General features: G+C 34.7%; 20 protein-coding genes. 1 reads left to right on the forward strand and 19 read right to left on the reverse strand.

Annotated elements, in window-relative coordinates; all coding sequences use genetic code 11:
• Window positions 1-112: 112 nt before the first annotated feature.
• Together RXX31_RS02820 and RXX31_RS02825 are read right to left on the reverse strand one after the other, a co-directional pair.
• Window positions 113-3046 carry a type III restriction-modification system endonuclease gene (locus RXX31_RS02820; RefSeq protein ID WP_213968409.1) on the reverse strand — a complete coding sequence of 978 codons (2934 nt, stop codon included), beginning with the start codon at window positions 3044-3046 and terminating at the stop codon, window positions 113-115.
• Window positions 3046-4881, reverse strand: coding sequence for a site-specific DNA-methyltransferase (locus RXX31_RS02825; RefSeq protein WP_317587596.1), 1836 nt, complete (start codon window positions 4879-4881; stop codon window positions 3046-3048). The genes RXX31_RS02820 and RXX31_RS02825 overlap by 1 nt, the downstream gene beginning before the upstream one ends.
• Window positions 4882-5223: 342 nt before the next feature.
• Here RXX31_RS02825 and RXX31_RS02830 point away from each other — a divergent pair, with 342 nt between their 5' ends.
• Window positions 5224-5694, forward strand: coding sequence for a CreA family protein (locus RXX31_RS02830; RefSeq protein WP_317587597.1), 471 nt, complete (start codon window positions 5224-5226; stop codon window positions 5692-5694).
• 71 nt (window positions 5695-5765) lie between these two features.
• Here the strand turns inward: RXX31_RS02830 and RXX31_RS02835 are convergent, their stop codons facing one another.
• From RXX31_RS02835 to RXX31_RS02915, 17 genes are all read right to left on the reverse strand, one after another.
• Window positions 5766-7745: an ATP-binding protein gene (locus RXX31_RS02835; protein WP_317587599.1), complete on the reverse strand. Its 1980-nt coding sequence runs from the start codon at window positions 7743-7745 to the stop codon at window positions 5766-5768.
• 380 nt (window positions 7746-8125) lie between these two features.
• Window positions 8126-9073, reverse strand: coding sequence for a hypothetical protein (locus tag RXX31_RS02840; RefSeq protein WP_317587601.1), 948 nt, complete (start codon window positions 9071-9073; stop codon window positions 8126-8128).
• Between the two features lie 61 nt (window positions 9074-9134).
• Window positions 9135-10394 carry a Y-family DNA polymerase gene (locus RXX31_RS02845; protein WP_317587603.1) on the reverse strand — a complete coding sequence of 420 codons (1260 nt, stop codon included), beginning with the start codon at window positions 10392-10394 and terminating at the stop codon, window positions 9135-9137.
• Between the two features lie 3 nt (window positions 10395-10397).
• The gene (locus RXX31_RS02850; protein WP_317587604.1) at window positions 10398-10802 is read right to left on the reverse strand and encodes a translesion error-prone DNA polymerase V autoproteolytic subunit; all 405 of its coding nucleotides are present in this window, start codon (window positions 10800-10802) and stop codon (window positions 10398-10400) included.
• 122 nt (window positions 10803-10924) lie between these two features.
• On the reverse strand, window positions 10925-11113 hold the full coding sequence (locus tag RXX31_RS02855; RefSeq protein WP_317587605.1) for a hypothetical protein: 189 nt from the start codon (window positions 11111-11113) through the stop codon (window positions 10925-10927).
• Between the two features lie 150 nt (window positions 11114-11263).
• A complete protein-coding gene (locus RXX31_RS02860; RefSeq protein ID WP_317587606.1) occupies window positions 11264-11737 on the reverse strand; it encodes a hypothetical protein in 474 nt (157 codons plus the stop codon).
• 191 nt (window positions 11738-11928) lie between these two features.
• The gene (locus RXX31_RS02865; protein WP_317587607.1) at window positions 11929-12444 is read right to left on the reverse strand and encodes a hypothetical protein; all 516 of its coding nucleotides are present in this window, start codon (window positions 12442-12444) and stop codon (window positions 11929-11931) included.
• A 16-nt stretch (window positions 12445-12460) separates the two neighbouring features.
• Window positions 12461-13228: a hypothetical protein gene (locus tag RXX31_RS02870; protein WP_317587608.1), complete on the reverse strand. Its 768-nt coding sequence runs from the start codon at window positions 13226-13228 to the stop codon at window positions 12461-12463.
• A 1171-nt stretch (window positions 13229-14399) separates the two neighbouring features.
• Complete coding sequence (locus tag RXX31_RS02875) at window positions 14400-14921, reverse strand: hypothetical protein (protein ID WP_317587609.1); 522 nt, start codon at window positions 14919-14921, stop codon at window positions 14400-14402.
• Between the two features lie 248 nt (window positions 14922-15169).
• Window positions 15170-15523, reverse strand: a complete 354-nt coding sequence (locus tag RXX31_RS02880; protein WP_317587610.1) for a hypothetical protein — start codon at window positions 15521-15523, stop codon at window positions 15170-15172.
• Window positions 15524-15670: 147 nt separating this feature from the next.
• Window positions 15671-15904: a hypothetical protein gene (locus tag RXX31_RS02885; RefSeq protein ID WP_317587611.1), complete on the reverse strand. Its 234-nt coding sequence runs from the start codon at window positions 15902-15904 to the stop codon at window positions 15671-15673.
• Between the two features lie 186 nt (window positions 15905-16090).
• Entirely contained in the window at window positions 16091-16669 is a 579-nt protein-coding gene (locus RXX31_RS02890; protein WP_317587612.1) for a hypothetical protein, read from the reverse strand.
• A gap of 201 nt (window positions 16670-16870) precedes the next feature.
• Window positions 16871-17959 (reverse strand): hypothetical protein, encoded by a 1089-nt coding sequence (locus RXX31_RS02895; RefSeq protein WP_317587613.1) that lies wholly within the window; start codon window positions 17957-17959, stop codon window positions 16871-16873.
• 167 nt (window positions 17960-18126) lie between these two features.
• Window positions 18127-19464 (reverse strand): hypothetical protein, encoded by a 1338-nt coding sequence (locus RXX31_RS02900; RefSeq protein WP_317587614.1) that lies wholly within the window; start codon window positions 19462-19464, stop codon window positions 18127-18129.
• A gap of 215 nt (window positions 19465-19679) precedes the next feature.
• A complete protein-coding gene (locus RXX31_RS02905) occupies window positions 19680-20177 on the reverse strand; it encodes a hypothetical protein (RefSeq protein ID WP_317587615.1) in 498 nt (165 codons plus the stop codon).
• Window positions 20178-20412: 235 nt separating this feature from the next.
• The gene (locus RXX31_RS02910) at window positions 20413-21213 is read right to left on the reverse strand and encodes a hypothetical protein (RefSeq protein WP_140290775.1); all 801 of its coding nucleotides are present in this window, start codon (window positions 21211-21213) and stop codon (window positions 20413-20415) included.
• A 188-nt stretch (window positions 21214-21401) separates the two neighbouring features.
• Complete coding sequence (locus tag RXX31_RS02915; protein ID WP_317587616.1) at window positions 21402-21941, reverse strand: hypothetical protein; 540 nt, start codon at window positions 21939-21941, stop codon at window positions 21402-21404.
• Between the last annotated feature and the right edge of the window lie 47 nt (window positions 21942-21988).

Genomic DNA, 21988 nt, shown 5'->3' on the forward strand with positions numbered 1-21988 from the left:
TAATACCAATTTAACCCACAGAGACAGCTCAATACATCTTCTTTCAACAATGTCAGAGTCTCCACTGCTGATAAAAATAAACCCCAATAACGCTGTTATTGGGGTTTCAGTATTAACTAAGATGTGGCTCGATTATTTCGATAATTTTTTCATCTTTGAACTGCGTCTTAAACTCAATCTTGATATCTCCACCTAAATCTTCTGCAATTTTCTCGAACAACTTCTCAGCATGAGCAATCTTTTGCTTCTCTTCCTGTCGCAGTTGCTTCTTACCAGATAGGTTCTTAGACTCAATGATAAAGTTTAGGAACTCTCCTTGCTTCGTTTTGATAACGTAAGCAAAGTCAGGCGAATATGTTCCACCGCCAGCTACTGGTATTTTGATTGAGTTTTTAGGAATCTTAGTAAAAACAGTCACACCAACAACATTATCTTCAACAATATTCAGTCGTTCTAACTCAGAATCATAGAATACATCCTCGAACAAATACCCATTCAAAGGAGTATTCAACATATCATGATGCACACCCAAGTCTGCAGAGCTAACTTCATCAACTGGATTACCTAATGAATCCGTGAATTTGGTTGGATAGGACTTACTTGAGATAATGTTGTAACCAATACTAAATTTGTTAAATGAATTACTTAGCAAATAATCATTAAAGTCACTATTGATCTTTCTTATCGTGTTGTTGTTTAGGTAGTCACGAATATCGAACAGGTCTTTTACTGCAATGAATGCCTTATGCAGTGTAGAACGTTTGATGAAAGAAATCTCAGACAACTCTTCAAGAAATTGTGCGTAGGAGATGTTACTAAACAAAACAAGGTTTTCAGTAGTTGTTTGAGTTGATTGAGCCATATTGTTCTTAATACGGACTTCTTCCACTACTGTACGAAAGCCAGATTTTTTGAACTCGTCGGAATACTCTCTCAAATAGCTTTCAAACAATCCAAGGAAATGATCTTCACTATCAATCTTATACTGCAGTATCGCCTTAGTATTGATTCGCTCCCACAACTCTTTAAGCTCATCAAACATGCCAATACGCATTTTAGATGTTCTTTTGGTCTTAGATGCCTCTCGCACCTTCCCTTCCATAAGACCTTTCTGGAACGCTCCTGAGTACTCTTCTTTTAACAATTCAAAAGAGTCATCCTTCAAAAACTGTTGGTTTTCATCCATGATACCCTTGTTAATCAAGTTGCTCATGATATTGAAATTTGACAGTTCTGGATATGCAGCTTTAATGCGATCCATTAAGCTTGCGTCAAACTCTGTTGGAATTGGTTCCCGTTGAGATGCACTATTAATTTCACCTTTTAACAAGGAAACAAAGTTTTGCTCTGTAAAGTCAACAAAGTAATTAAGTGCAAATGTTCGATCCTTAACACGACTCATAAACTCATTTACAGGAAGTCGTAGGCCACGACCAACTTCTTGTAGTTTGGATGTTTTGCTACCGCTTGTTCTGAGTTTACATATGCTGAATACGTTAGGATTATCCCAACCTTCTCTTAGTGTCCATTTGGAGAAGATGAAGCGTCTTGGGTTATCCAACGAAAGCAGTTTCTCTTTATCATGAAGAATTTCGTTGATTTCTTCTTCGATTTTTTCATCAGCACCAGTGTTATCTTTTGAGAAATATCCACCATGAACACTACTTACATCATTGATAGTCTGTTCAAGGTATGTTCGATAAAACTCATCCTTAACTGTTTTTAGTTGTTCTTTAGCTTCAAAAACAACCCAATCTTCAAACTTTTTCTTCAAAGTACCACTGCTATCATTACCGTCGCGATAACCTTCGATATCATCAATAAAGAACAAAGCAAGAGGCTTAATTCTTGGTGTTTGCGTCAATAATTCTCTTTCTACTTCGAAATGTCGCTTAATAGCCTTACGCATCATATCGTCTTCTAAAATAGAAGAGTAAGCGTATGGGTTGAGTTGATTACCTGCCTTCATCTCGATCCCATTACTCAGAATCACAGTTTTCTGAGTTGCATCAATGAGTTCTACACTTAGACCTCTTAATTCTGCGTGTAAAGCGACCAAAGAATCACCCTTACTAAACGGCAATGATTTTACTTTGTTACGTTCAGTAAGCTTAAAGGTGGCGACTTTTCCTTCAACTTTGGTGAGTTTAACCGAAGCTACCTCTTCACCTGTACCTTTCTCTATATATACGTCAACGTTTTTAACAAGCCCTTGGTTGAAGGCTTGGATAGCATCAAGATCGTACAGTAGATTATCGTATTCATCGTTGCCAAAAGTTGCACCGTATTGAATGATATACTGAGGCTTATATGATTTGATATTCTTCCAAGTTGCGTTGCCCTTGGGGAACTTATGAGGCTCATCAATGATAATAAAAGGATTAATCGCGCTGATAGCTTCTGCTGGAGTATCGTATAAGTTATCAAGTAAACCTTTGTCATAAGGTTCATTCATAGATTTTTTCGAGTTGACCATGCCAGTATTAATGATCAAAACATGAATGTGTTTTCGGTTTACATTATCTGCTTCAACAAAGTCATGGATGGCTTGCGGCATGTAGTTTCTTTTGCCCTTTTTGCCAGCATTCTTCTTACTATCTACGACATATGTTTTGATTTCTCGGTCATAGTCATCCCTGAAATGCTCTTTCAAAGCTGAACTTCTAAGAAAGTTTACTGTACCAGCCTTGATTGAAAGAGTTGGAACAACAATAACAAATTTATTGATGTCAAAAGACTTATTCAGTTCAAAGATGGTTTTTGTATAGGTGTATGTTTTACCTGTACCTGTTTCCATCTTTATGTCGATTACGTTGCTATCCAAGTCGTAAAACATTGGATCATGCGAGATAGAGTTCTTCCGCTGAATATTTTCAATATTCGATTTTAGTAAATCACGATCAACCTTGATAATCGGATTCGAGCGATACTTGATTCGATAATCACTTACATAGCTCACATCTGCGCCATTGAAAAAGCTGATAACAGAATCCACCCCTACTTGCTGATGGGGAAGATTTTTTTCAAATGAAAATCCTTTTGACATCAGTTGCGCACCATTACATCAATTTCAATAGATTTTTTATTTGAGTGGTTTTTTAGAGCATCTTTAAGTTCTCTTTGCTTACCACTGTCAAAGTTAGCGCCATAAAAAACAACTTTGTTAGGGCTAAACGATTCATCAGTATCCAGTTTCAGGATTAAAGCTTTTATCCCTTCAGATGTAATACCAGATTCCAACATATAGAGCCTGTTATCACACAGATGAGCGACATAACCATCAAATTCTACGTCAATAACTTCATCAGCGAGATCACTACCATCATGCAAACGCCATGTAGTTAACAAGGTATCATATTGCTCTTTGTTCAAAACCACATCATCAAACATCGTTAAGTTTTCTAATGCAAACTCGATCTCTTCATCCTGCACACGAAAATCTTCTACAAGTGAGTAGATTTTAAAGCCTTGGTTTCCGTTTTGAGCACTGGCTCGTATGAGTCGTTCTTTGGTTACGTCGAATATTGTTTCATAACCTGCTGATAGAGCTTCTGATTTTTCTTTTGCTGGTTCATCGAGCTGTACAGTAATGAATCTATAGTTTTGGTTTTCTTTATGGTTCAGGTTCATAACTGCATGTGCAGTTGTGCCAGAACCTGCAAAGAAATCACAGATAATACCCTCACCTTCACAAACATACGAAATCAACATTTCAATAAGTTGGGTTGATTTAGGGTTAGTAAAAGCTTGTTTCATTTCAGGGAATAGGGAACGCAACTCATTTGCACCAATACGACCATCTAACTCCAATACACTGGAGAATTTTTCCTGAAACTCAGAAAGATATAGCTTTAACTCGATTATCTTATTATGGTCTTTGCCATAGATAATTTTGTCTTGGTCTATCAGCTTTTGCATTGTCGATTCTTTAAATCGGTAGCCCATCAACGGTTGTTTGCAAGGTTTTTTCGTTTCTGGATGTATAACATCGTAACGGTATCCTTCTTTGCCTGGGTTGTGTACGCTCTGGCTATTGATGTAGATACCGCCTTTGTCGATTAGCTTATATCGGTCAAGCGGACCAAGTTGAAACTTGTTGTCTTTAAACCATTTTGAATATGCAGCCTGCAATTTCTTTTCATCGTCATACTCCGCGATCAATTTCTCACCAAGCTCAATCAGATTGTCTTTGACATCAGAAATTCTACTTTTCCAAACTTGCGCAATATGGCTACGGCTTTTCGCATAAGCGACAATATATTCATGCTCAGTAGCTATGTTTGTCGGGTTGTTATCAGTAACGTTCTTCCAAATAACATTACCTAAGAAATTTTGTTCACCAAAAACTTCATCGCAAAGTACACGGAGTTGCGCTAACTCATTGTCGTCAAGTGAAATGAATATCACACCATCATCACGTAGCAATTCACGAGCAATGTGTAATCTTGGATACATGAAGGTTAACCATGCACTATGACTACTATCTCCTTTAACCGTATACTTTAGAATCCTTTCTGCTTCATCAAGGTCAATACCTGCAAGCTCACTTAGCTGCTCTTTTGTGAACTTACGATCATCGTTGTATGCAAAACCATCTTTACCTGTGTTGTACGGAGGATCTATGTAGATCATGTGTACTTCTTCACCGTAGGTGTTCACCAGATGTTTCAGTACTTCTAAGTTATCCCCTTTGAATAAAAGGTGTTTACTCGACTTGTTATCTGGTTGGCTATTATGTTCAGCATCAACCCCCATCAGCTTTTTAGGTGGTAGATTCGACATAAGTTTCGCATATGACTTACCGAGCCAATTCAAAGAATAACTCTCTTTCGAGAGTTCAACTTCATTCGATTCAATAACTTCCATCATGCGGTCTTGCATGAAGCTACCGTTCTTATCAAAACATTGTGGAAAATGCTTCTTCAGAATTGCGATTTGTTTGCTGTTTGTGGTTTCTTTGTTTGAGAAAAGAGTCTCAGATGCCATTATGAAGTACCGTAGCGATTTGTATCGATTTTGCGCCTAATACTACTATATATGAGCCTGATTTTCATTGGATTTATCAAAGTATTAGGTTTCACTCATAGCTGAACAAAACTCAAGCGAAATAGCTGTTGTTGAAAGTTCAGTTCAGTTTTGACAAACAGCTATTCTGTGAAAATGAACTTACACCAAATGATACGTGTTACACTTTCCAAAACCGTTAGTAACAAGGATTTACGAATGAAAAAAGTGCTTTTAAGTGCATTGATGGCAACTGCTTTGGTCGGTTGTTCTGATAACGAGGTTGGCGATGTAGGTCTTGGGTGGTTCACTCTAAAAGACATTTCCATTTCGAGTTTAGTAGATGAAGAAGTGACAGGTGTAACTTGTCATATCGCGTCTATCGAAGCTGATCTAAGCTTTGCAGACCCAAGCGATAGTTCTATTGCGTGTCGTCAAACAGGCGAGATTACGCCTGAAATGATCGCTAAAATCGACAAGAGCAAATCGGGTGAAGTGGTGTTTAAAAAGTCGAAGAGTATCTTCTTTAAAACAATGAAAGTGCGTCGAATCTACGACCCTGAAAATCAAACTCTACTCTACTTGTCTTACACGACGAAAGAGACTGATGGAAGCTTTAAACACAGCCTTTCTACTGTGCCGCTTTTTGGAACAAAAGCTTATGTCGAGCCAACTAAAGTGGTAAATTAGGCATATATGAAAGAAGCCACTCTATCGAGTGGCTTCAATGTTCTACTAACTCATATGTCATTTAAAATCACTTATGACATGACTAAGTCGTCCTCACTCACTTCAACACCTTCAGTGTATTCTGAGTAATGCTCTTTGATGTATTTTAACCCATCTGTTGCGGATACATTTAAATTGAGTTCATCTTTCATAAATTTTAGTCGGTGCTTACATTCAGCGATAATCTGGGACCACGTTTTAACCAAAACACGGATATTATCTACGTCATAAGCTATACCACTTCCAGTCTTGTCATTCTTTAAGTCTTGTTGAACAAATGCATCTAATTCGTTTGAGATAACGACGAATGTCCATCGAGAATCCAGATTCTCAAACCTTTCATCAGCAGCTACAGCCCATGCATATGACTTAACTTGGTTTAATTCCGCAGCCCCCACTTTGACTTTCGGTGCTTTTAACTCCACAACCAAGTGTTCAACCTGATCGCTATGATTAGTTGGTAAAGCACGTGTTAACATCAAATCTACAATACCACTACGTCCATCAACTCTCTTTACGGGCTTATCAATGATCAGATCGCTGTTTGTAGACTTTAAGTGTTTTTCTAATACTTTGGTTAACGACTGATCGTTGACTGTCATGTTGAATGCATCACCAAATACCCAAGTGTTTTCTGCTAATATTTTATGTAGCTGTGTTCTCTCTTTTAGTATTGCCTTAGTCTCTTTGTTGTATAAAATCTCTTCAAGACCAGTTATAAATGCTATTCTATCAGAAACTACTTTTGACATATTTATAATAGAGTTTAGGCTAACATCTTTAATTAATTCAGATAGTTCTTTTTGTTTCTTTTTCGATAGTTTGAGGACTTCTTTTAAAATATCTTGTAGGTCACTTGGTTGTGTATTTACAACTTGCTTCAACAATTGAAGTTGAAATTTCTTAATAGTTTTGTCACTTTTCTCGAAGCTTGGGATCGAGTCGCTGATATTAACAGCTAAGATATCGAACATATCTTTTTCGGCTTGCTCGATGGGTGAATACGATCTATTTTTATACGGATAGATTTCTTCTTTTTTCCATCTGTCAATTTTACTTACACTTTTTTCAAGCTTTCGTTTTTGAAAATATGAATTTAGTTTGCTAATACAATTTTCAATAGCAGAGTTTAAAGATGGTTCTAAACTATCAAAGTCTAACAACCCCTTATCTGACAAAACTGAAATGTGGTCTGATCTTAAATATGCTGTATAGTTAAAACCTTTGGTTCCGATAGGTTTTTCATTACAAGGTAAGATTGGTAAGCCACTAACATTACAAAAATGGATTTCATTCTTGCAATGAAAATCCCATTCGATGATATTAAGTGTGTAATCATACCGTTCGCCATCAAATTCTATCGGTTCTAACTCAAATTTATCTTGATATGATATCAGTGAAGACGGATCTAAAATCTCATCTTCTATATGCAACTTTAAACTTGGGTATTTATTTAGATAATTAGCGAATACAGTTGAAAACTCTTCTTTTATTCTTGGAATTGTTAGGTCTGAAGAGCTACATTGGATTTCTCGTATCGTGACAATCGTGCCAGTTGTTCCCTTATCTAAAAATTCAGAGTCTGTGTATCTAAATTGTTTTGGGTTATCTGCAAGTCCACTAATTGTATATTTTTCATATCTATCATTAGATGATATTGTCGTTTGCCACTCAACATATCTACCTACAATAAAGGATTTAAATCGCCCTTGACCTAACTTACCATGTAAATAACGTCCAGATTTTGAGCGGAGTTCTGTTTTTTTCCATGATACACCTAAGCTTTTAAAATAGTCTTTGAATTTAGATTGCTCAATACCTGTCCCATCATCAGTTATCGTAATCGACTCAATACCCAGCTCACTGTGATTGATTTTAAGGTAGACGTTTTCGGCATCTGCATCGAAAGCATTCCAGACTAACTCGACCAAAGCTTGCACTGCCTTGCCTGTTAAGGTTCTGTTAATGAAATCATTTTCAACTTCAACGTCAATTATGTTTTGATTGCTCATCGGTACACACTTCAAAAGGTTCATTGGCTATACAATACATCAATCCAAATCAAAACTCAGCCATACAACGTCTGTTTTGATACACCTATCTTATTCATAGCTGATTACTCATACTAAAAGTAACTAAGATTAGTGGCTTCAGTGTTCTTGAATTATTTGTACATTGTAGACTGACTTTTTGTTAACAAATTAGTCACTAACAATTTGACTGTCCTAACTCCTAATAGTCGAAGTTCAACGTATCTAAGTTAGCCAATCAGACAACAGATTCTTCATACAAACAGGCTACTACTACACTGACTTTGTTTATTCTTTGCACAAAGAAAAAGGATGAAGAAATCTTCACCCCATTCTGGTTAAAACCTTTTATTTATGTCTATCTACGAGTCTAACTGAACATACGTTTTAGATTTTCCAACAAAACTTTCTTTAACTAATACCCAACGGCTACCTTTCTGAACATTCTCAAATTCACCACGATAGAATTTATCGTGCTGTAAGTTTCTGAAATGCGCACTTCGAATATGTTCTGAGATTTTGTTCGATGGTTCATAATCAAAATATGACGCGCTCCAATAATCTCTTGTAGTACGTTCTGGCATTCTAAACTTTGCTTGATGAGGAAATCCATTAACTAAATATTTATTGTCAGTTGCAGAATTAAAAATCAAAAGTTGAACAGCGGTTTTCATCAAAGTATTTGTCGTTAGTTGCTCAATATCATTTAATCGTTGATCAACAATTGTAGATAGTTCAGATGATTCTTTCACACCATCATCTAATTTCGAAATTATTTCAGACACATCAACACAGCTTCTGTAAGTTACGTCTTTAATTTTGTAACTCACAGTAATAGATATATTAATTTCAGGGTTTCTCTGAATCTTCAAACCTGTCAGTTCACCAAACGGCACATGAACCTTCTGATACATTTCTTCTTCTGACAATACCGTGATCTGGCATGGATAGAGCTTGATGTTATGACCATTTACTTTAACGTAAGTATCTTTTTCAAAGCAAAGTGCAAACGTTTCAAATCCTTTGGGCGGTCTAATCGTTGCATTTATATTTGATGTGAACTTTGCACGATTCAGCATTTCTACGATAGATTTATTTACAAAAACAAGTTTTCGACTTTGTTCATAAAAAAGTTCTTCTGCATTTGTATTTATTCCAAGAACATCATCTAACTGATTTGCTAAGTATGAATCTTCAACTAAAAACTCTTCAAAAGTCGGAACATGCCCGATCATTTGTTTTAGCATCTTGACCGTTTTTTTATCAGACAGAACAGTTTGATATTTAGTTTTAAAAATATCGTATTTCATAGCACACCAACAAAATATTTTCGATGATTTTAAATTATCAGGACCGATCTCAAAGAACAATCTATCTACAACTAATTTTCGGTAAATCAGACCATTTTGTTGTGTACTGCTTAGATAGCAACTGTCGTTTCATACTCCACTCTTGCTTGATGCCTTGTGCCGCGATGAAGACTGTATCAGTGCCATATTTATTGTTTAAACTGTCAAAAACAGCGTTGAGCTTATCATTAGACGGATTCTCATTAAGCATATCCAATTGCTGCATTGTCCCATCAGACAAATCTAAAAGCCCTACTCCAATTTTGTAGAAACGAACACCTTCTCGAAACAGTTCATCAGCGGCATTCGACGCAACTTGTGATAGATGAGTAACGTCAGATGTCGGAAAACTGAATCTATGGATAGTCTTAAAAGACGCTGGCTTTTCGTCATAAGGTGAAGACGCAGCAAAACAAAGCATCACTTTCGTTAGAGAATTTTGTTCTCTCAATTTTCGTGAAGCGATTCCAGCATGTTTAACCAGTGCTTGCCGTAAACTTTCAACATCAGTTATGCGTTCCCCAACTGATCGAGTTGAGTAAATTTGCTGTTTGTTGGCTTTGACCAGATCCCACCCTTTACAGATCTGACCGTTCAATTCTCTTGCAGTCCGTTCAACTTCAACGTTAAAGTCTTTACGCAACAAACCCACTGGATATTTAGCTAAGTCATTCGCTGTGTTGATACCCATGAACTGCATTCGTTTAGATAAACGTCTGCCAATGCCCCAAACATCACCAACATCTACATTTTTCAGTAGTTCTAACGTTTTTGCTTGATCATCCAAGACACAAACACCATTGAAACTTCTAATCTTTTTCGCTAAATGATTTGCCATTTTTGCAAGTGTTAACGTTGTGCCAAAGCCTACGCACACTGGAAGCCGTGTCTCTTTCCATACAGCTTTACGCAGAGCTTCACCATGCTTGCGTAAGCATGGAATGGCTGGAAATGTTCTTTGAAATGATAGAAAACTCTCATCTATCGAATAAACAAACTGCTCAGGCGCAAACCGACCAATAACACTCATCATTTTTGCGCTCAAATCTGAATACAGTTCGTAATTCGAGCTAAAAGCAATCACACCCTTCGCTTCACACTCAGCTTTAATCTTAAAGTATGGAGAAAACTTAGGCACACCAAGCTCTTTTGCTCTACGATTCGCAGCAACAATGCAACCGTCATTGTTCGAAAGAACGATGATCGGCTTGTCTCTCAGATCAGGTCGAAAGACAGTTTCAGCACTGCAATAGAAAGAGTTAGCATCGACTAAGGCAAACATGGCTTATGCGCTCAATAGAAAGCTTTTCTTGAACAATCTGATAGAACTGACAACAACACCTTCTATCGTGAAAGTGTCTGCGTCAGTGATAGTTACTGTGCCGTATTTAGGGTTAGCTGATAGAAGCTGACGATTGTGCATATCTATGATTTTGCAGATAAATTCACCATTCAAGTTAGCTACTATGACATCGTTGTGTTTCGCAACTGGAAAACGGTCAACAATCAACAAATCACCATCGAATATGCCAACGTCAATCATCGATTCGCCTTGTGCGAATCCAAGGAACGTGCTCGAAGGACGTTCGACCAACAACTCATCGAGAGACAAATCTAACTGGTTATACTCAGCGGCTGGACTCTCAAAGCCTGTTATGCCAGCGGAAGCAAAAAGTGGGATTACTTTCATATAAAATCACGTTACTGTATGTATATACAGTAGTATGATTCAGCTCTATGAATAGATCAATATCCCACAGAACTGATCGGTCATTGCACAAACAAAAAAGAGAAGCAATGCTTCCCTTTCTTTCAACTCAATTCGTATCGTTTTCTCTCAATTTTCTTACACTCAGCTTCAAGCTCAGTGCGCTTTTCGAGCAACTTAGCCAACTCTTCTACGTCATCCACTGCACTTGCGCGAGAGATAGCTTGTGAAAGTTCTTCTAAGGAGTGAACTAAGCCAACAAGTTTTTCGTCCAGTTCTTCTTGTGATTTCATCTTTTGTAATGAATTGCATACTATGACAGCGATTATATCACTGATTAATAAACTAAAAAGACACTAAAACAAGTATATTTTTTGGTCAAAAAATTTTAGTCAACTTATACGAAAAGAGAGAGAAAAGAGAAGCATTTGCTTCCCTTTGTTTTAAATGTTTTCTGGTTCAACAACCATTTGAATTTCTGCTATTTCTTTGTTTTCGATTTTTTGTTGAAGTTGTTCATAAATGTGTCTTTCAGCTTCAATTCTGAATGCATCTTCAAAATCATCTTCATCAAAGTCTTCATCATCAGTATATGTACAGTCACTATAATCAAATGTTGAATCAGCGTTAATTTCATATTCATTTTTGTCAAAGCAACCAGTGAATGGATCATTGCCAATGGTTATAAGTTCACGATCAGTAATGTCTAATATAAGTCCATAATTTGCATGAACGATTAGACCAGTTTCTTTTTCTTTGTAAGAAACACAATATAAGTCGTTTCGCAGTGTTTTAACTTCAGGCTCTCTCGTTATGTAGTTAACATATGTAGAGCTTCTATCATACTCTTCACCTGCTACATAATTTTCGTCAATTATCTCAAAAGTGTATTCTTTACCTTCATATTCAAATTTCATATCAGTTCTCCTTATTTCCTAATGATATATATTTAAATAACATGAATCTCAAAAGTTGCAAGAGACAATAGTTAAATCATTTAAAAATAATTTAACTAACAATCGAATATTGGCTAAAAATACACAAATAGTTTTTTTTGCAAAACTTGCAATTTTTCCGAAAAGTTAAAAATACAACATCAAAGTTCTGATTATTTTAAAGACAAAACTTTGCGTTTCTTCTTCATCACCAAAACTTCAACAGGCTTTTTATCTTTTGACGCACCAAGAGTTTTTTTCTTCTTAACAGCAATTTGTGCTGGCTTTTGCTCTTTCATCTGTGATTTGGCTTGTTTAGCTGCTTTTCTCGCTTCTGCTTTTTCAGCTCTACGCGCTTTCATCTCTGCTTTAACTGCAACAATCCCTTCCTGAACTTTTTCAAGCAAGTCTTCACGAATTGGGTAAGTCTCAATGCGATTACCATATAGATCATGGAAAACGTCATATTCACCACTTACAGTAGCTTTTAAGATTCTCAGATCTTTCGTAGATGCAATGAAGCTACCTTTTCGTATTTCAGTCGTCGTGAACGGCTCAGAACGCTTGCTATTCTCTTCGAAAAGCTGCTTTAAAATTTGTGAACAAGCCACTGGCTTTGATTCCGTGAATACAGGGAAACTTTTAATCCAAAGGATTACAGGTCTTAAATCTTTTTTTTGTTCGCTCATAATTATCTCCTTAAGTTTAAATTGCTATACCACGTTCTTTGAATATCGCGTCAAAGTCCACGTCTTCCCACGGCTCTTTTTTGCGTGAAAATGGCTTGTATTCAAATGATTTAGTCAATGATTTGAATGTTAGCTTGAACTTTCTGACAACGTGATAAGCAAACTGCTCTAAGTATCCAAGAGCGGCTAATGTTTGAAATGCTGCTTTTATTTTTTGGATACGATTACAACGCTGTCTTTTTGAGACAGCTTTATCACTTTCTTTTTTAATCTTGTTTGATAGTTCAATGATGTCGCCACGGTCTATTGTTTTGTTAAAATCGATTAAAATCGCATAAAACATCATGTCTCTCGATTTCAATACTTCTTTTGTAGATAGAAACTCTAAATTTACGTAGTAATGTTTTCTTGACTTAGCCATTTCTTCATGAAAACGCTCACTAATTTCAATGTTGATAGTGTCGTTTTTGCCCCATTGAATATCTGAAATGTATGGATGTGAGCGCAATGCATTCATCATATCTACCATTTCAGAACTTCTTCTATATCTATCTCTGAACTTGATAAAAGCGTCTTGAGTGATGAAAAATGTTTGGTCAGATTTGTTGAAATGTGTGTTTTGAAACAACTGAAAACGCCCGATAATCCAGATCAGGGTAAGAATGTGTTTTGGTAATAAGTCTTGGAAAAGCACATCGATAGTGCTTGCTTTATGGTTTAATATTGCAGTGCTGAACGGCAATGCAACAAGATTAGTTTTTTTGTTTTTGTTTAATTTACTCATAAAAATAGCTCCAAAAAGTTTGATTTCGAAAATCCACTTTTTGAAGCTCAATCACTTGACAATTTAATAATTCAAGGTAAATTGTAATTAAGCTCAAAAAGTTTTAAAGTGTTTGTACCACTTATTTCTTTCGAAACGGCATCTCTATGATGCCTTTTTTTATTTCTGTAATATATGTGATACCATTTATTTATTTCTTGTCAAACAACGCCATTCAGCTATTTTCTTCATAAAATCAAATTATTTACGAAGTTAAAAAGTTAATTATACAATTCAGATACTAAAATATTCTCACAAACATAATGATTTTAAGCTTTTGCTTTAAATTGAATTTTATCTTTACTAAAACTTATCATCGAAAAAATAGATTAAAGATATAAACATCAATCGATTTTATTCATAAAAGTTAAGCATATTATAATATTTAAATTCCTTGGAAGTTTTCAAAACTAAAAACAATCTCAATTTTAATGCCAATATATGACAGTTTTGATCGTAAAATGTATCTGTCGTGTCTAAGGTGAAACACGTAATTATGCTATATGTGTCTAAGGTGAAACACTTTCATGACTAAGGAGAAATACACTAACTATAAACTCTTTTTAATATACTAAAAGATCTTTTATAAACTCTGTAATTCGCAAGCGAACTACAGTTAAGCTTTAAAAGAATTAGAGATTCTTCTTTCTTTCTTATTTAGAATTTTATGAACGGGAATTGTTGTAGAAGGTGTTTGCAGTATCAGTTATTAAAATGCCAATTCTTTCAGAACTGGCTATGACTGAAAGGAATAGCAATTTAATTTTGTTCAATGGTTTGAGACAAGATAATAGATAGATTGCCGTATGTAGATTAATGAGAGTTACATAGCGTAGCTTGTATTGATAGACACACTCGAACTAAGCTCTTGTAGTTCAATCATACTAATCTCACCAGATCTGAACTTTACAGCTAAGTCATAATCTATCAGGAAGATGTGCTCACTTCCTTGGATCTTTAAACGAATTGGTAGTAATGCTTGTATTCTCATATCTGATTATCCTTAAGCGTGTTTCTCAGTGACTTATGTCAAACACAGCACTAACATTAGCAAAACCACGACAAACAGCAATTCAGAGCGTCATAGACGCAAAAAAAGAAGGCTTTCGCCTTCTTCAATGTCTGGAAAGTGTTACTCTTTCGGTTTGATGTGCATAACGATAGTTGCACGACCTTTCAACAGAACATCAATGCCTTTATCCGTTTTCTTTATCTCAGCGTCTAACAAGTCATTCTCGTTCTTCCCTATCTTGATAAGTACTGAATCACCACGTTCTTCAACAACTCGATACGTTTCTTTATCGCCCATAAGCGTTATCTCAGTGTCTGTGATAGAGAATACGTTCTTAGTTTCAGGGATTTTTTGTGGTTTGGTATATGCAGACTGATCTATCACATACTCGCCACGGTAATCAAAACTACTTCCACCAAACAACATATAGACCAACAAGCACAGAACAACGCCCAAACCAGCCAAAATACCTTTGATCTTCACAGGCAATGCCTTTACATCATTTAATGACTTAACGCCCTTAACAGCGTTAACAGTCCCTTTCAGTTCATCATTTGTCCTTGATACAATTTGAACAGCTTTATCTTTTGTTGTTTCGTCTTTCGATTCAATATCATTTAAATCATTTGTTTTATCGCTCATAAATTTATCTCTCCATTGTTTAAATTATGCTTTAATATATTCAATAACATATAAATAATAAAAAACAACAACGAGAGATTAATTAAACACAAACGACAAAAACAAGAAAAGCAAACTTTCGTTTGCTTCCTTGTTCTTCAACTTTAAGAAAATGAAATGTGAACATGACAAGTGTCCATACCTTATAAATTATATTAAATAAAAATTATGTCAATTGTAAAAAGAGAATTTATTAAATATAACTGTGATTAAAATTCTGAACTAACTTCTGTCGAACCTTCCGCAGCACCCGTTCCAAATATTGTATCAAGCATTGTGGTAGATGTTGCACTTAAACCAAACAGTAATGCACCAGACGCTAAAAAGATAAGACCTTTATTAAGTGGTACTTGTTGTGGATTCTCACCGTGTTTTTTAAGTTGCATACCGCCAGCAGCCATCATACCTAAACCAACTAATGAAGCACCAATCACTAATAAAACTTGCAGTGCGGTAGCTGTTTCGCCCCAACCTTGTACTAATTCTCCAACGCCAGCGGCAAAACTTATACTTGTTGCGATTGCTGTTAAAATTACAGCAGAAAACTTTGTTTTAATATCCATAGTAAATATCTCCTTTTAATTAGTTACTACAAATATTTTATTATCATATTTAATTCGATGTTCAAGAGAATTATATAAATTAATTTATTAACAACGTTAGAAAACAAAAAAGACACTCTACTGAGTGCCCTAAAAATATTTCATTTTTTATTGAATAATGAATGTGTATTGTTGTTTTTGTTTGATACGAAATTCATACATTTTATTCATTGTCGCTTTTCTTTTCGCTACAAGTTGTTCCATAGCTGCTCTTTCTTCTATTTTTCCTTCTGAAATGGTTTTGACTGAATAGAAGCACGTTGCAGCGACTGCGATAGCTGAGATACTTAATGTAATAGATAATGCTGCGTTTCTTGTTGCTTTGCTAATTGACTTTCTCATAATAATAATTCCTTTTGATAATTGATACTTTGGCTTCTTGCCTTACTATTTATTTATCAAAGATTTAGTATAAGTCAATCGTCACAAAACAATTAAAATCAATGCATTAAAGAAAATACGCAATTCTAAACACTTTTAAAAACTAAAACTTTTAGTTATTTTTGCAAAACTTGCAATTTTTACTAATCAATTGACATAATATTTTTTAAATACCTTATCAGACATCAACTCGCTATTGATAAATTCAAGTAACTTTTCATGAACTGCTACTCGATTCTTGTGATAATCTCGAAAAAAGGTTTGTGATTCACCAAAGTCATGTCGTTTAAGAAATTTTGTAAGTCCGTCGTTATACTCAGGGAAATTGAACAAAAAAACTCTATTTGAATCATCAGGTTTTGTTAGATTCAACTCTTGAAGTTTACGTTTTATCGTTACGTTGAGATATTCATATTCTAAGTCCCTAAAACCATTGTTCTTCTTTGTTCTCTTTTCAGTATCAAAACGTTCAACGAACAACGGCTGATCTTCAAGCTGCTCACACAAACTCTCAACTATCTTTTTGTGAATGAACTTGTTGGTTTGTCGAGTTGGAATAAGTGATACTGTGAATCCGAGTTTAGTAAGTGTCTTACGTAGTGGCTTCAACTTAGTTCTTGATATCAACACATAGTCATTGATATCAACTTTACTGTCTTTATCAAGATTCAATAATTCACTGTGTTCACATGCAACTGATTCGATTATTTCTAAAATACTTTTCATAATTAAAATTCTCCTTAGTGTATATTTTATGTTTTATCATCAATCGCAAAAGTTGCAAGACACAATAGTAAAATAATCAAAGGGAATTGTTTATAGATTAAAAATTGTTTAAAAATGATAGATTAGTATTTTTTGCAAAACTTGCAATTTTAACCAAAACTTTAAGAACACGACAAAAAAAGATGGCATTTGCCATCTCCTTTATCTTAATCGATTTTTGCTACGTTGAGATTGTTTAACAACTTCTACATTCTCTGGTTCTTGTTTTGAATGATTTTTGTTGATAAACGACTGCATTTGTTCTTCATTTAGTTTATCTTTGATAGACATAGCCAAATCATCTTTTCGATGCTTAATGTGCTCAGATAGAACGTCTATATCGATATACTCTTTTAACTCATCTAAACCTTCACGTTTACCGATTTCTAAGTAACTATCAACACGGTTTTGTTTAAGTTCGTGTAAAACAGATTGTGGATCTTCTGAGTGAATAACTAAAAGGCTTACACCTAAGCGTGAATACCCGTTCTTAATGCATTCACCAACCGTTCTCTGTGCATAGTCTAAACCACTCTCTTGAAGTTTTTCTTTAAATGCTTTTTGAGTCAGTTTCTCGAACTCTTGATCTTGTTCGTCAATTCTTAAAGCTTCAATTTTGTTAGTATCTGAATTTCTTACATAGTTTCGATAATCAACAACGACTAACTGCTTAGACTTATCTGAGAACATAGCCTTTAAATCTGCATTCAGCTTTGTTGTAGCTTGCTTTTTACGCTGTTTGTGTTGCTTTATTGCATCAGCTTCACTTTTCAATTGCTCTTTTGTCTTGTATGAAAAACCGCTTGCACCAAACATTTTTGTAAATGTGTGACCACTCTTTGTCGTGATCACATGTTTTTGACCAGAGATTACAATCTTACAGCCTTGTTCTTTATGCTCTACTTTACGTTTGTTACGTCCAGTGCCGACCCACTCAATCCACTCGACTTCACAGCCTGAGAGTTTCACGGGTTTGTTCTCTCTCTTTTTGCGTCGAACTTCTTTATCAAAATCCAACACTTCTTGTGTCATCTCTTTTTCAATTTCAGTTACATCATAAAACTTTACTTTATTATAATGTTTTGAAGTATGATGCCACTCCATGTGATCTGTTTCGAAGAAGTGTTTTAAAGTATCAGTTGTAATACCTAAAATTTTCGCAGCTTTCGAAGCAGGAAATCTTCCTTCTTCTTCTGCATTTATAGCGTTGTTCGATCTTGAGTATCCATCATAACCATTTCCTCTATTCATATAAGCCCTCCAATAATTTTGCTTATTTATATTTTACCATTAAATTATAAAATTCAAAATGTATAATTCATTATTTAATGATACAGGTAGACAATTCATAAAAAATACATTTACGAATATAATAAAACAGTAGATATACCACTGTAATTATTTTAAGGTTTCATACTTTACTCAACCATTGACCAAGGACTCCAATAACCAGTTACATATTCCAAATGAAGTTCATCTTCATCCATTTCAGGGTTTAGTTCCGAGAGATTCCATGCTTTTGATTCCTCTAATTGATAATCCTCGACTCTAATCATAATTGTGGTTTGAATTGAATCACCAATCAATGCATAATTTTCAGTATTTAATTTTTCGTTCAATTCATCCAATTCGTTCATACCCATATATTCAAGTTCATCTATCATATTGATCTCAACTGCTGGTATATCAATATGTTTATTACTACTTAATATATCAGTCATGTCAAAACGCCAGCCAAATACCTTTCTATCTCCAAATCTTGCCAAGATTGCTTCACGCTTATGCTTCAATAAAGCACAATGTGTATCATAGTTCTCTGCGCGTGTAATAACTGATTCGTCAAATGAAGATTTGTTATTAACTATGAATTCAATAACTTCAGTTTGCACATCTCTTATATCTGAATCACCCATACAATGATTACAAACATCAACATTACGCTTGAAAACTAAATCTTCCAGATTTTCATTTTTTACAAAAAGAAAATTTTCGTGAAACTCTTCCCTTTCAAAAAAATAATACTCTAAGTTACCCTCTGAGTAGTCGTCAAAGATTTCTACAAGGAAATCTTCAATTTTATCATTTGGTATTTTCTTGACTTGAGTGATGTTTATTACATTATAATCATTACCCGGCATTATTCGATACAGTTCTCTTATGCCCTCAATCTTTTCTTTAATTTCAGGATGAGCATTAAGAAATCGTTCGAATATTTTTTCTTTATATGAATAACTTCGATTATCTATCCCAGCTCGAAAAATATCACGTTTATCTATATTAAGACTCTCTACATCGTAAATAGGCAAAAAAGAAAATTTGTCGTCTGGCTCTATACGGAAAGTCCTATTTTCATAGAAATAGCATATTTGATTACCAACCTTAGTATAATAAACTGGTTTCATTGTTTTTACTTCATCATTTTTAATAGTAGTTAGCTCACCCCAAACACTTGTTATTTCATTAAAAAACTGTTGTTTATGAATTTTCATTTGATTATCAAAATCGATATGCTCATTTGACTCTAAACATATATTTGAAATCTTTTGAACATCATAATGATTTACTTTTAACGCCTTATATCCGTGATGATGATATTCTTTACCATATTTTGCGAAATATTTTAAAATCGTCTCAGGCTCTAATCCTAATCTTAAAGATGCGTGGGTAATTGGTAATCTTTGTTGTTGAATTGCTCTTGCAGCCCTTTTCGACATTTTTTTGTCAATGTCCCAACCAAATAATTTAAGTCTTTCCATTGTATCTCCTTAGTATGTTTATTGATTATTATCTATATTTAATATCATTAATATCAAAACTTGCAAGAGACAATAGTAAATTAATTATTAATAATTTTTAAAACAACTAAATATTGTTTTAAAATACACATTATTATTTTTTGCAAAACTTGCAATTTTTCCTAAAACTTTAAAACACACGACAAAAAAAAGATGGCTTTTGCCATCTCTTTATTTTAAAAATCTGCAATTAACACATAACTCTTAGTTTGTGTTTCAAGCTTTTCCCATTCCTTATTCATTGCAATCTCTATCGCTGCCGCTTGCTGATTAAGCTCATCTTCCTGCCTGTCTATCTCTAAGCCACTTTCACCATTCCAGCGTCTCTTATCTATCGCTTTCAACGCTTCAAGAACCTTGTCTTCTTGTGATTCAAGCTCACTAATGCGCTTGCTTACTGTATATTCTGTCTCGACGTATGAACATATCCCAACATCAGTAGAACACTCATACGCTGTGCGCTGTGCTTCTTCTTTATCGGCACAATCACCTATATATGAAAAGCTGTGATTAGTTGTTAGTTCTTCTACCCATTGTTTTAGTGAACCATGTTTTGATTTTAGTTCTGCTTCTGTAATGATTGCTTGTATCTCCGTTCTCATAATTCTCTCTCCTTGAATGATAATTGAAATTTGTTTCTTAATATCATTATATTGAATCTTTGATAATTCCAAAAAATATCAGTATTAAAATATTCAGTTTGATTAGTTTATTTGAGAGAAGTGAGTTTAGATTTTGTGGTGGTTAAAGGAATAATTAAGAAGAGTAGAAAATTGATTTTATATATTCACTTTGATAGTAAAATTAGAAAAATGATTAAAATGACTATTGCAACGTGCAAGTTTTAGAACTTCCAGAAATTAAAAAGCCACTCAAAAAGAGTGGCTTTCTTTGGCTTTAGATCGATGTTTATGAATCTAATGCTTCAATAGCATCGATTCCACCTTCTACCGTATGATCATCAGAGATGGCGATTAACAGCTTTTCTTGCTCAGATGTTAGATCAGAGATTGCGCCTTGGAAGATGAAATCTTCTGTCATTTCAATGCTGAACTTCTCTCTTGCTGTTTCAATATCAAGTGCTAATTCAACTTCGATATTCGTGTTGATGTCTGCGACATCTTGCTCTTTCGAGCTTTTACGCTTTTTTGCGAAAAACGCCTTGATTTCGTCAATACGCGCTTTGTACTTAGGGTTCGTTTCAGCGTCTGCTAAGAACTCTTCGAAAGACTCTGGTGAAAGAAGCATGTATTGCTCAGAGTAACCATTAGCTTGCATTTCTTCTTCAATTTCTTTCGATGGACGAGCGAATGGACGAGTAACAACTTCGCCACCAATCAAGAATTTATACTCTTTGCGTGGTTTAGTTGATTTCGTTTTCTTAACAGGCGTTTCAGCGTTGATAGCACTTAGCTTCTCTAACGCTTCATTGATTGTAACTTCAATGCCAGCGGCTTTCATTGCATCAACATAGCCTTGAGCAGCTTGCTTCAATGCAGTTTCATGGTTTTTACGCACTTCTTCTGCTTTGCGAATCTCTTCCATCTCATCTTCGATGATAGAGTCAACAACTTTTTTAACACTTTCTAAAGCATCAAGACCATGCTCAGAAACAAATTTACGAACGCTGCGTTTTGATTTCATGACATTCAGTGCAACATGCAACTGTTCTGTCTCAGTGATTTGTGGTAGTTCAAATTCGGTTGTCATTAAATGATCCTTTTGCAAATGTTAAAACATTTTAATGCTCGACAACAAATCTAAATCATTGATGATCGTAAATCAAGTTTTTATGTACAAATCAAATCATTTAATACTTTTTACAAGTTTTGCAATTTTTACAAAACTATCAGACAAAAAAAGAAAGGAACTTACCTTTCTCTTCTTCTTTATAACTTTTAGTTTTCGCATTTAAATTCGTTTCGCGCATCGATTGAAGATTCATCCACTGCGTATCGCACAGGCGTTTCGAAATCATCACCTTGTACAAACTTGTTATATGGAATCCACACTACTTTTTTATCTGTATAATCCCCTTCATATCGAGCTTTGAACATCTGGAAGTTGTATTCACCGTTCCCCAAGTCAGTTATTTCAAAAGCAAACGCATTTTTTCGATCAACATAGATTCCTAAGTTGTTTTTCTCTTTAGTTGTCGTGAATGAATACTTATTTCCTTCTTTCACTACATCAAACATTTTGTATTGTTTTCTGTCGTTCAACTCTATATAGACATTTGACCCAAAAGAAAACTCTATCTTTGGCACTGTCATTCGGTCTAATGTGTCAATTGATGTGAATCTTAAACCGTTCAAGTCAGAAACACCGTGTTCTTCTATATCCATTTTCAGATCTTCACATTCAATGTACGGATAATTTGCTGCGTTTGCAAAACTTGCTGCACTTATTAGTGATAATAATATTGCTGTTCTTTTCATTTTATTCTCCTATAAATGATATATTCATAATTTTATATAACATACAA

Origin of the sequence: Vibrio sp. EA2 (assembly GCF_033042495.1) — a bacterium.
Lineage (GTDB): Bacteria > Pseudomonadota > Gammaproteobacteria > Enterobacterales > Vibrionaceae > Vibrio.